The following is a 12340-nucleotide window of genomic DNA, read 5'->3' on the forward strand; positions in this document are numbered from 1 at the left end:
GAATAACATGAAAAGAAAAGTTAACAAGGTGATCTACATTTTATTGGCCCTCTTTTTAGGCGAGTTTGGTTTACACAAATTTTATACTGGACAAACCGGAAAGGGAATTCTCTATTTAATCTTCTGCTGGACTTTTATTCCAGGTTTCATTGGAGTAATCGAAGGAATTTTGGCTATCTTTAACCCCGCTGATTCAGATGGTAATTTCTATATCTAATCTATATTCTTTGTGATTTTAAAAAATAGTGCTGATTGCTTGAAAAAATAAGAAAATCGATGTTTAATAAAAGAAAAACATAAAGGAGTTTCCTATGAATCCAACAGAATTATTTGACAAGGTGAAAGGACTCATCGCCGATAAAGATATTGACGGTGCTAAAGCTTTCATCGAAGAGCACAAGGATGATCTCGGTGAATATCTCAGTAATGCCAAAGCCCTCCTTGAAGGCAATGAAGCAGTCAGTGGCGTCTTAGACAAAGTAAAAGGTATTTTTGGTAAATAAAATAACCTCCTCTCAAATGTACTGACCCCCAAAAGTTGGACAAATAATTATTAAAAGGATTTAGTTCTGTATTGAACAGGACTAAGTCCTTTTAGTTTTGTTTTAATTCGTTTGTTGTTGTAGTAAAAAATATAATCTGTAATAGCTTGCTCAAGCTCATTAAGGGATTGATAAGATGTCTCGAGACCATAAAACATTTCAGATTTGAGAATTCCAAAGAAGGTCTCCATCATCCCATTATCAGGACTATTTCCCTTACGTGACATGGAGGGACGAATCCCCTTGGTCTCCCAAAAATGATGATAAGACTGGTGCTGATATTACCAGCCTTGGTCACTATGAAGGATTGTGCCACCGTACGATTTAGCTGGAAAGACCTTCTCCAGCATGGTTTGAACCTGTCTTAAATCTGGGGAACGAGAAATGGTGAAGTCAATAATCTCGCTGTTGTAACCATCCAAAACGGGGGATAAGTATAGTTTACCTTCTGCTAAAGCAAACTCTGTCACATCGGTATAACACTTTTCATAAGGTTTAGAAGCATGGAACTGACGATTGATGAGGTTTCCAGCCTTTTTACCAACTTCTCCTCTGTATGATGAATACTTGCGCTTACGGCGAATACGAGCTTTTAAGCCCATCATTGTCATTAAGCGCTGAACTTTCTTGTGATTGATCACAAGTCCTCGGTTACGCAACTCTAGATGAATGCGACGATAACCGTAATTCCTCTTATGTTCATCATAGATGTTTTGAATGAGCTCCTTTAGTTCTATATCCTTATCTCCTTGAGCCAATCGCTTCACTTGATAGTAATAGGTGGATCGCGATAAATCAAGGATTTCAAGTAGAGTTTCTAGAGAAAACTGATTAGTTAATTCTTGAATGATTTCTGTTGCTTTTTGAGCTTTGCTTCGTCCCTCAAGCGGTATTCTCTCAGCTTTTTTAGAACAGCATTCTCCGCTCTAAGGTAGTCTAATTCTTTTTGTAGTCGTTCCAACTCTGTCATCTGATCCCAAGTCTTCTTTGGTTTTCGTCCCATCTTTGGTGGTCTCCCTCTTGCTTTCTCAAGAATAGTATAGCCGTTTTTCTTGTATTGCGCTATCCACCTTGAAAGCATACTAGAATTTGGTAAAGCATAATCTAAGGATGTTTGTTTATGAGATTGGCCCTCAATCAGAACTTTATCTATTATCTCTTGCTTCAGTTCTGGAGGATAGTAACTATTCTTACTTTTTTGAACAATGGCTACCCCATACCTATCAATCAAGCGAATCATATATTTGAGATCGGATTCTGCAATACCAAATTTTTCTGATAAAGACTGAATGGTCTCACCATTTTGACGTAATTCATAGATTTGAACTTTGGCGTCATAACTTAATTTCATAAAAATAGCACCCCTATCGTTAGATTTTATGTCTAACTTTTGGGGTGCAGTACAATCTGAGAGGGTTTTTCATAATTAAAAATTGTCAATAGATCAGATAACTTACCAACCTTGATATCGCTTGGATACTCTTCATTTTCAGGATCCAACGCACCAAGTCCTTGTAACATACGAATCGCTCCCATACCCAACTGTTTGGCTGGTACTATATCATTATCAACTCGGCCACCAATATAAGTTGCTTTTTCGAATGAAATACCTGCCTGTTTTAAAGCATAAACAAAGATATCAATCTCTGGCTTTTTCATACCTACATCACTTGAACCTACAACTACTTGAAAATAGTGCCGGATCCCCAATTCTATTAAACGATTCTCTAAGTTTGGTCCCTGATTAGCAATAATCCCCAATGAATAGCTTTTCTGTAATGTTCTCAACACTGGTATTGTATCAGGATAAAGCTTCTCCTCCTCATGACTCCATAGCGGACGTTCTACTATTTTCGCTGCAAAATAATCCCAAGCTTCCGCAATCGGTTCTCCTCCTTGGCGAGAAATAGACTCCAGCTTTTGGTAAAACATATCTGCAGTGGCATCAAGACCAACATCTTGTAGTTGCTATGCGCAACGCTCTGAGTATGATTTGTAGGCATTCTGTTCATCTAGCAAAGTTGAACCAAGATCAAAAAACAACCACGATTCCATAGCTACTCATCCCGTGTCAATTTCTCAATAACATCCGCGTATTCAGGATAGTCTTTCAATAGTTGTGTACGTTCAAACAATTCAAAATCACTGTATTCAAAACCAGAAGCAACCATGCAACTGACTAAAGCGTAATTCCCATCCACGCTGGATCCAAAAATAGTCCCTTTGGGAACACAATATTGCAAAACTTGACCTGCTGAAATTTCCTTCCCCAATTGAACCGCCTCATAGCTACCATCTGGATGGATCATATGAATGGTTAAGGGTTCTCCATCATGAAAATACCAAACCTCATCCGCTGTTAACCGATGAAAATGGGATGGATTATCCTCTTCAAGCAGAAAATAAATACTGGTATATAAGGCACGATTCTCAATCTTATCAGCCGATTTCAGCACTTCCTTAAAATAACCACCTTCAATATGTGCTCCCATACTCAGTTCTTTAATCCATTTATTTGCAGATCTCATATACGACACCTCACATTCTAGCCCTATTTTACCATAGAACGAAAAAATAGACCTGATTTCTCAAGTCTATTTTCATCCATCAATTTAGATTATTTTTTCAAGTTGTAGAAAGATTTGATACCTTTGTATTCTGCAACTTCACCAAGTTGATCTTCGATACGAAGCAATTGGTTGTATTTAGCGATACGGTCAGTACGTGACAATGAACCAGTTTTGATTTGACCTGCGTTTGTTGCAACTGCGATGTCAGCGATTGTTGAATCTTCAGTTTCACCTGAACGGTGTGATACAACAGCAGTGTAACCAGCTTCTTTCGCCATTTCGATAGCGTCGAAAGTTTCAGTCAATGTACCGATTTGGTTTACTTTGATAAGGATTGAGTTAGCAGCGTTTTCTTTGATACCGCGCGCAAGGTATTCAGTGTTTGTAACGAAGAAGTCGTCACCAACCAATTGAACACGTCCGCCAAGGCGAGCAGTCAAAGCTTTCCAGCCATCCCAGTCATTTTCATCCATACCATCTTCGATAGTGATGATTGGGTATTTGTTTACCAACTCTTCAAGGTAGTCGATTTGTTCTGCAGATGTACGAACAGCTCCACCTTCACCTTCGAATTTAGCGTAGTTGTAAACTTTGTTTTCTTTGTCGTAGAATTCTGATGATGCACAGTCAAAACCGATCATGATGCCTTCTTCGCCAGCTACGTAACCAGCTGCTTCGATCGCTTCGATGATTGTTTCAACGCCGTCTTCAGTTCCTTCAAATTTAGGTGCGAAACCACCTTCGTCACCAACTGCAGTTACCAAACCACGAGCTTTAAGGATTTTTTTCAAAGCGTGGAACACTTCTGCACCCCAACGAAGACCTTCTTTGAATGATGGAGCACCAACTGGTACGATCATGAATTCTTGGAAAGCGATTGGAGCATCTGAGTGAGAACCACCGTTGATGATGTTCATCATTGGAGTTGGCAATACTTTAGTGTTGAATCCGCCAAGGTAAGTGTAAAGTGGTACTTCAAGGTAGTCAGCAGCAGCACGTGCTACAGCGATAGACACACCGAGGATTGCATTTGCACCCAATTTACCTTTATTTGGAGTACCGTCAAGTTCGATCATTGCACGGTCGATAGCTTGTTGCTCACGTACGTCGAAACCGATAATTGCATCAGCAATCACGTTGTTTACGTTGTCAACAGCTTTTTGTGTACCAAGACCAAGGTAACGAGATTTATCACCATCGCGAAGTTCAACTGCTTCGTGCTCACCAGTAGATGCTCCTGAAGGAACCATACCACGTCCGAAAGCACCTGATTCAGTATAAACTTCTACTTCAAGTGTTGGGTTACCGCGTGAGTCAAGGACTTCGCGAGCGTAAACATCAGTAATAATTGACATTCTATTACTCTCCTTTGAGTTTTAATTAGTTACATTACTATCATACTGTAAAATCGAGTTTTTTTCAAGGGAAAATGCGTTCTCAACGCGTGTAAACGTTTGCCTTTTTCTATTTTTCCTTTTATGTTATACTGGTTTCATGACTGATTTAAATAAAACGATTTTACAAAAAGCAACAGGTGAAAATCGCTTGGATCCTGACCAGCAGAAACGTTACTTAGGTACCTTTCGTGAGCGAGTAGTTCTAGCCCTTTCTTTTGAAGAGGCTATTTCCGATCAAGTTCAAACTCAGTTTGATTTACTCTGCAAAAAATTGATGCATTATCAACCTCTCTTCCTTAAGATTTCTCCAAGGTTATCTGATTTTTTGCAAGTCTCTTATATGAAGATAGCACAGGATCAAGGAATACAGACAGCAATTATTGATGAAGCGACAGCGGATTCTCCATATGCTCTACTTTTCCATAGTGACCATGCTTTAGATTTGGAAGATATTGGTTTAGAGACCGTTTTTCCGCAAAATACGAGCACTGAAAATCAAGAAGAAAAGACACCTAAAAAAATATCTTTCTGGAAAAAATTATTTGGCTAGTCGCAGTGCCATGTAATAAGTGGTACAGTCTTTAAAAGGCACATCTACAAGCTGACCATAAATCTCGAAACCGTGCTTGAGATAGAAATCTTTAGCTTGGTAGGAACGAGTAGTCAATATCACAGTCAAGATCTCCTTCTCGAGAGCAAAACGCTGGATAAATTCTATCATTTTCGTCCCAACTCCTTGCCTTTGAAAATCCGAATCGACTGCAAAGTCAACTATTTTCAAGGTTTGGTACAAACGATGACAGGACATAGCAGCAATGTTCTGCTCACCACTTTTCATTATAATCGTAAATGACTCTGAAGCATCAGGGTCATTTTCTTTACCAAAATTTTTTCGATATTGGCAATCAAATACGCTATTAAAAAAATCAGTTTGGTCTTCTTGAGTAAATAAAATCATCTGCTACCTCCGCTTCTCATTGATATAGTAAAAAATGCTCCTAGTGATGTTGACCAGAAAAGTTAGTTAGAATGATGGTTCACTTAGACTATCATACAAGACAAAGAAACTCCGACTTTCACAACAGAAGGATTTTTTTATTTTGGAATGATATCTAAAACAAGTGATAAATCTCGCTTAGTAATTTGAAAAGGTGCTTGTTTCTCTACAATAGGTTTCGCACAAAAGGCTATACCGATACCTGCTTAGTTTCTTTGGTAACAATAGAACCCACTAAGCGTCCCGTCAAGCGACCACCTTCTACTTCTAGACGATTGGCTTTAACGTAATCAATCCCCAATTGAGCTGCCAGAGGGTCTATGGTTTCATGAAATCCTCCTGATACTAGACCAACTTTGTAACCCATTTGATGCAGTGTATTGACCAATTGCTTAGCACCAGAAGTAAAATGGATTCGCTGAGCAATCTTATCAAAAATATCTACTTCTAAGCCTTTCAATAAAGATACTCGCGCCTCCAGCGCCTCCCTAAAATCCATTTCCCCTTGCATAGCGCGCTCTGTTATTTGCGCCACTTGCTGACCTACACCTGCCTCTTCTCCTAATAAATCAATGCCTTCTTCCATGATGAGTGTACTATCCACGTCCACGACCAATAAACCCTTTACTTCCATATCGCCTCCTATGTCCTTTTGTATTTGCTCAATTGTACCAAAATCATCTCTATTTACAAAATAAAAAAAAGCCCTTGGGCTTTTTTTTAATAACGAATCATCTCACGCGTTTTCTCGTAAGAGTTTACAAAACGCTCTGTTACTCCAGGTTCAACTGTTTCAAGAGCAAATGAGATTTCTTCGAAGGCAGCCTGATAGTCATATTCTTTCTCGAAAATAGCCAATGAACGATCAAAAGCTTTTTGAATGCTCTGATCAAATGAGCGATAACGATTAGAATATTGCAGCAACTGCTCTGTTAATGTTGCATTTTGAACAATATTGTAAGCAATCTCTTCCAATTCATTGATATCATATGTCGCACTTTCTAGCAAGCGATTTGTGATTTCCACGTTGATACGCTTATAATCCAACTCAGCAAGCAAAGCTTCGACATGATCGCTCGTACGGAAAAAAGTTGAAAGAAAACTCTCTGGAATACCAGGTAAATTACGTTTTTCCATGTAGCGTTTAAGTGTATGCAACTTATTGATGTAAAGGGCAGCTTTGTTACGAGCATTGTTTTCGGAAGCTTCTTGAGATTCAAGATATTCAGCAAGAACCAGTTGCTCTTCTTCCATATCTTTTAATGTGATAGAGGCATGATCCATGCGGTCTTCCAAGATAGAGTAAGCAATCTGTGGGTGTTTCACTTCTTCAACACTCTCTTTAATGTCTAACTCAAGCGAAGATAGGCGATTAGATAAGTGATGAATGCGAGAAAGTTTGCTTTCTGCCAATAAATAACGTTGACTTAAACGTTCTACTTCAGATATCAAGTTATTGGTATTTTGAAGAGTATGCTCCAAGAATTTAGGAAGAGTCGTACTCAATTTGCTAGCTGCCCGATGTGCTTCAATTTCTTTATTAAAGAGTTGATAAAGGTGATCAATTCGTTCTTGCACCGCCGCATTTTCCGCTTCTGCTGCATCTAAATCAAAGGATACGATGAGGGCAGTATTTTCACGGATAGCAACACGAACTTCTTGGAATTGAGACTCAATATCAGTTTCTGTAAAGAGGTAATTTTGTTCTACTAATTTACGGTAACCAGATTCCAAATCATCCAATTGGTCTGGGAAGCTGACATCAACTTTTTCTACCAGCGCTGGAATACGATCCATGATTTGGTTAAGAGCAATCATATGTTCTTCTGTCTTATCTAGGATTTCAGAAGCTTCAATTGGATCGCCTGATGAATTCAACATCACAAACTCAGAAAATTCAACTTCGATATTTTTGAGTTGTTTTTCAATTTCTGGTAAAGTCTCACCATAGCTGTCGGCATGTTCGCGAACAGAGTCCTGTAAGGCATCAAATAAATCCAAAGCATGTTTGACACGACCTGAATTTTTTTCTTCTTGTTCTTTCAATTCCAACAAACTATGACGGATAGAATGAATGTCTTCTTCGATAAGATCAATTTGGCTTTCGATGCTTTCGATAGCATTTTTTGCACTAACGAAACGAAAAGCGTTATTGTATCCCTCAGCCTCAAAGATATGATTTTCAATATCCGCAAATGAATTGAATGATAAGTCAACCCACTTTTGGTTCCATTCGCGGAAAGTCACTTGACTTTGACCAATCAAATGTAGGCTTTTCACTGCTTCTACTTCGTCATTGACTGGAAGGTTAAAAAGCTCTTCTTTACGATCTTCCAAAGCAGCAAGACGACTAGAATTGCTTTTACGAACGATGAGGGCAGCGATGTACGCAATAATTAAGATAACAACAATCGTAATAATTAAGACAATTGTTCCACTAGATACACCTGACATGTAAATCTCCTTCGATATTAATATTTACTGGAAAATATCGCCTTATTATACCACACTTTTCCAGTACTTGCACTTGTTTTTTCAGATTTTTAGACGTCAAGTGTTGAATAAACAGCATTTTCTTCGATAAATTCCCGACGAGGTTCAACTTTATCTCCCATCAGCATATCAAAAATCTTATCCGCTTCCGCTGCATCATCAACAGAAACACGTGCCATCAGACGATTGTCAGGATTCATAGTGGTATCCCATAATTGGTGGTCATCCATTTCTCCCAAACCTTTATAACGCTGAATAGTTGGCTTAGATCTACCTTCACTAAAGCGCTCCAAAGCGGCCTGCAATTGCTCTTCTTGGTCAACGCCAGGTTGAATATATTCTTTGATTTCACTTCCCACTTTCACACCATAAATAGGTGGTTGGGCAATGTAAACATATCCTGCTTCCACGATTGGACGCATGTAACGGTAAAAAAGAGTCAGCAAAAGTGTACGAATGTGGGCTCCATCGACATCGGCATCGGTCATGATCACCAATTTTTGATAACGAACCTTAGACACATCAAATTCTGCACCAAAACCAGTTCCCATTGCAGTGAAGAGACTGCGAATTTCTTCGTTTGCAAGAATTTTATCCATGCTAGCTTTTTCAACGTTGAGAATTTTACCGCGAATTGGCAAGATAGCTTGGAATTCACGGTTACGACCTGATTTAGCTGAACCACCGGCAGAATCCCCCTCAACGATGAAAAGTTCAGTTTGACTCGGGTTATTTGAAGAGCAATCTGCTAATTTACCAGGAAGATTGGAAATTTCTAAACCTGATTTTTTACGGGTTACCTCACGCGCACGCTTAGCTGCGATACGAGCTTTACTTGCTAAAATCCCTTTTTCGACAATACGACGAGCCACTTGTGGATTTTCCAAAAGGAAATCACTAAAGGCTTCAGAAAACAGGCGATTGGTAATTTTAACGACTTCGCTATTTCCAAGTTTTGTTTTAGTTTGTCCTTCAAACTGAGGATTTGGGTGTTTGACAGAAATAACTGCAGTCAATCCTTCACGTACATCCTCACCTGTCAAATTATCCTCATTTTCTTTGAGGATTTTATTTTTCTTGGCATAATCATTGATGACACGTGTCAAGGCTGTACGGAAACCTTGTTCATGTGTTCCACCCTCATGAGTGTGGATATTATTAGCAAAGCTGACTACATTTTCATGGTAAGACGTGGTATACTGCATAGCCACTTCGACTGTGATATCGTCCATTTCACCATCTGTATAGATAGGTTTCTCAAAAATCACATCCTTGTTTTCATTGAGATATTCAACATAGGAAGCAATCCCACCTTCATAGTGATATTCTTTGGTTTGTTCCAAACCTTGACGTTTGTCAGTAATAGACAGGCGCAATCCACGATTCAAAAAGGCTAATTCTTGAACGCGCTTGTTGAGTTTAGCAAAATCAAATTCAGTCGTTTCTGTAAAGATTTCAGGATCTGGTGTGAAGTGAACGGTCGTTCCATGTTGGTCCGTCTCACCAATAATTGCCAAGTCAGCGACAACTTCACCACGACGGTATTCTTGGAAATGGATCTGACCATTCTTATGCACTTTTACATCCAATTGAGTCGAAAGCGCATTTACAACGGAAGAACCAACCCCATGGAGACCACCAGAAACTTTGTAGCCACCACCGCCGAATTTTCCTCCAGCATGAAGCACAGTGAATACTGTCTCAACCGCTGGACGACCTGTTTTTTCTTGAATATCAACAGGAATCCCGCGTCCATCATCAACAACTGTAATGGAATTGTCTTCTTCGATGAAGAGCTCAATGTGGGTCGCAAATCCGGCCAAAGCTTCGTCAATCGAATTATCGACTATTTCCCATACCAAATGATGCAATCCTTCTTTTGAAGTGGAACCAATATACATCCCTGGACGTAGGCGAACAGCTTCTAGGCCTTCCAAAACCTGAATCTGACTGGCATCATATTCCTGAGCTTTTTCCTTTAAATCTTTGATTTCTTCTGTCATGTTACTTCCTTTTCAAGCGCACAACACGCCATAATAGTGCCCTCTATTATATCATATTTTCCAGATTTTTCCTAATTAAAAGAAAGGTCCGACCAGACCTTTCTTAGTAGATTACTTGAATAATTCATTGTAGACCATACGCTCTGATAATGCTTTACCGTCGCCACCCAAGAGGTCCACTAATTTGTAAACAAATGCCAAACTCGTTCCGGCACCGCGACTGGTGATAATATTGCCATCCACAACGACAATTTCTTCTACATGGTTTCCAGATTTTATTTCCTCTTCTTGGTCAGGGAAACAGGTATAATTTTTGCCATCAAGTAGTCCCGCACGATCCAGCACGATCGGTGCTGCACAAATGGCTGCCACATACTTGTCAGATTGAGCAGCTGCTTGCAACTCTCTAATCAAACCATTATGGTCACGGAGATTGCTTGCACCAGGAAGACCACCAGGAAGGACAATCATGTCATAAGCTGACAAATCTCCATCAAATACCTTATCCGCAAGAACGAGGATGTCGTGTGAACCAACAACTTGCTGACTTGTCAAGCCAATCATATCACACTCGATTTCTGCGCGACGGAAAACATCGACCTGAGTGAGAGCTTCGATTTCTTCAAAGCCGTTTGCTAAAAGAACTGCTACTTTTGTCATAGAACCACCTAACTTTCTACACGTTTGATTGTGATTTTTTTGTATGCACGTGATTTATTGCGGCGTTTTTCTTCTAAGAGATGGTGCTGGTAACTCATGGATAGTACCAAACCTACGCCAATTAAATTAGAAATCATGGACGATCCCCCTTGTGAAATGAAAGGTAGAGGAATACCAGTCAAAGGCAATAGTCCCGTTGCTGCGCCAATATTTTCAAACACATGGAAAAGCACCATCATGATATAGCCAGTTGAAATATAAGTATAAAAGCGATTATTGGACTTGAGCGTGATTCGGAGCATGCGGTAAATCAACAGGAGATAAAGACCAATCAAGGCGACACCACCTATAAAACCAAAGTCTTCACCGATGACCGTGAAAATCATATCACTTTCTCGCACAGGAATGAGCAAATTAGTCTGGTTAAAACCAATCCCCTTCAATCCTCCACTACCAATAGCAATCAAACTTTGCGCCTGCTGATAAGTTGTTGACCGAGCATTTCGAAACGGATCTAGCCAGGCTGTAATTCGATTAATCTGATAGGTTGGCATTCCTAAATCATGCAAAAGACTAGTTCCATTTGGTGATAAGAAAAACACCAAAAATCCAATCAACCCAACAACACCAACCATCACGACAGGCGCGAGAATTTTCCACGAAACACCTGACAAGAGGGTCATACCAGCAAAAATAGCCAAAAATACCAAGGCGGTCCCAAGGTCACTTTGCAAGTAAAGCAAGATTAATGCAGGCAGAGTGTATAGAAGTAAATAACCTAATAAAAGAAAATCCTCTTTTACTGCGGGCTGGGGATACCGTTTATGAAAACTCACAATTGCACGCGCCATCATGATAATGTAAGAAATTTTCATAAACTCCGAAGGTTGAAACAGAGTGACTCCATTAATCGTAATCCAGTTTTGGGCACCTGTTGATGCCACTAAACTTGGACTGTAAAAATAGAGTGGCAAAATCATGAGAGCAATCCCCAATAGGTAGAGGAATGGGGTCATTTTCCAAAGAAACTTGGTGTTGAAAAACATAACCAAGCCCGATAAGACAATTCCTAGCATTACCCACATCAACTGCTGGCCAACGACTGAAAAAATACGTTCTGGATAGTCCTGACTAACAGCAATATAAACTGAAACAATCCCAATGACTAGTAAAAAAAAGACTGGCAAAATCAAGCTATAATCAATTCGACTCTCAATAGAGCCCTTCACTCTCGACATGAAATTCCTCATACCTTCTGCAAAATAATTCTAGGTACATTATAGCAAAAATTTAATAGATTTGCTTATTCCATATCGAATCAAAACAAAAAAGAAACCACTCCTCGTAAAAGGAGTGGCTGTTAATTCTTTTTTTATTTTGCAGCGTTTTTGTCTGCAAGACCGTATTTTTTGTTGAAACGGTCCACGCGTCCATCTGCTTGAGTGAACTTTTGACGTCCAGTATAGAATGGGTGTGAGTCTGATGAAATCTCCACACGGATAAGTGGGTATGTTTCACCTTCAAATTCAACCGTTTCATTAGAGTTCTTAGTAGAACCGCTAAGGAATTGGTAACCAGTAGTTGTGTCCAAGAAGACAACAGGGCGATATTCAGGATGAATGTCTTTTCTCATCTTTAAAAAAATTCCTTTCTGCCATGGTCTCTTTTCGAGCCATAG

At 39.5% G+C, this 12340-nt stretch carries 12 protein-coding genes and 2 pseudogenes; 3 read left to right on the forward strand and 11 right to left on the reverse strand.

All coding sequences use genetic code 11. The features are described from left to right. The first annotated feature begins 7 nt into the window (after window positions 1-7). Both AEX56_RS03740 and AEX56_RS03745 read left to right on the forward strand, forming a co-directional pair. A complete protein-coding gene (locus AEX56_RS03740; protein WP_049617941.1) occupies window positions 8-217 on the forward strand; it encodes a TM2 domain-containing protein in 210 nt (69 codons plus the stop codon). 94 nt (window positions 218-311) lie between these two features. After that, window positions 312-503 (forward strand): hypothetical protein, encoded by a 192-nt coding sequence (locus AEX56_RS03745; RefSeq protein WP_049617942.1) that lies wholly within the window; start codon window positions 312-314, stop codon window positions 501-503. A gap of 50 nt (window positions 504-553) precedes the next feature. Here AEX56_RS03745 and AEX56_RS08205 read toward each other — a convergent pair. From AEX56_RS08205 to eno, 4 genes and pseudogenes are all read right to left on the reverse strand, one after another. Then, window positions 554-1893, reverse strand: a pseudogene (locus tag AEX56_RS08205) (IS3 family transposase). 32 nt (window positions 1894-1925) lie between these two features. Next, entirely contained in the window at window positions 1926-2474 is a 549-nt protein-coding gene (locus AEX56_RS03765) for an HAD family hydrolase (RefSeq protein ID WP_049617946.1), read from the reverse strand. A 125-nt stretch (window positions 2475-2599) separates the two neighbouring features. Next, window positions 2600-3070, reverse strand: coding sequence for a cupin domain-containing protein (locus AEX56_RS03770; protein WP_049617947.1), 471 nt, complete (start codon window positions 3068-3070; stop codon window positions 2600-2602). Between the two features lie 89 nt (window positions 3071-3159). After that, entirely contained in the window at window positions 3160-4467 is a 1308-nt protein-coding gene (gene eno / locus AEX56_RS03775) for a surface-displayed alpha-enolase (protein WP_049617948.1), read from the reverse strand. Between the two features lie 139 nt (window positions 4468-4606). On the opposite strand from eno, the gene AEX56_RS03780 reads away from it, so the two are divergent. Continuing rightward, complete coding sequence (locus tag AEX56_RS03780) at window positions 4607-5059, forward strand: YueI family protein (protein ID WP_049617949.1); 453 nt, start codon at window positions 4607-4609, stop codon at window positions 5057-5059. Here AEX56_RS03780 and AEX56_RS03785 read toward each other — a convergent pair. From AEX56_RS03785 to AEX56_RS03815, 7 genes and pseudogenes are all read right to left on the reverse strand, one after another. After that, entirely contained in the window at window positions 5048-5467 is a 420-nt protein-coding gene (locus tag AEX56_RS03785) for a GNAT family N-acetyltransferase (RefSeq protein ID WP_049617950.1), read from the reverse strand. The two genes, AEX56_RS03780 and AEX56_RS03785, sit on opposite strands and share 12 nt — an antisense overlap. A gap of 137 nt (window positions 5468-5604) precedes the next feature. Continuing rightward, window positions 5605-6140 (reverse strand): annotated as a pseudogene (gene serB, locus AEX56_RS03790) (phosphoserine phosphatase SerB). Between the two features lie 86 nt (window positions 6141-6226). Next, on the reverse strand, window positions 6227-7960 hold the full coding sequence (ezrA, locus tag AEX56_RS03795) for a septation ring formation regulator EzrA (protein ID WP_049617951.1): 1734 nt from the start codon (window positions 7958-7960) through the stop codon (window positions 6227-6229). An 89-nt stretch (window positions 7961-8049) separates the two neighbouring features. Next, on the reverse strand, window positions 8050-10002 hold the full coding sequence (gene gyrB, locus AEX56_RS03800) for a DNA topoisomerase (ATP-hydrolyzing) subunit B (protein ID WP_049617952.1): 1953 nt from the start codon (window positions 10000-10002) through the stop codon (window positions 8050-8052). A 111-nt stretch (window positions 10003-10113) separates the two neighbouring features. Continuing rightward, window positions 10114-10662: a DJ-1 family glyoxalase III gene (locus tag AEX56_RS03805; protein WP_049617953.1), complete on the reverse strand. Its 549-nt coding sequence runs from the start codon at window positions 10660-10662 to the stop codon at window positions 10114-10116. Between the two features lie 8 nt (window positions 10663-10670). Next, complete coding sequence (locus AEX56_RS03810; RefSeq protein ID WP_049617954.1) at window positions 10671-11891, reverse strand: FtsW/RodA/SpoVE family cell cycle protein; 1221 nt, start codon at window positions 11889-11891, stop codon at window positions 10671-10673. Between the two features lie 143 nt (window positions 11892-12034). Beyond that, window positions 12035-12295 carry a type B 50S ribosomal protein L31 gene (locus AEX56_RS03815; protein ID WP_049617955.1) on the reverse strand — a complete coding sequence of 87 codons (261 nt, stop codon included), beginning with the start codon at window positions 12293-12295 and terminating at the stop codon, window positions 12035-12037. Window positions 12296-12340 lie beyond the last annotated feature (45 nt).

It is taken from the genome of Streptococcus sp. X13SY08, assembly GCF_001182825.2.
GTDB lineage: Bacteria > Bacillota > Bacilli > Lactobacillales > Streptococcaceae > Streptococcus.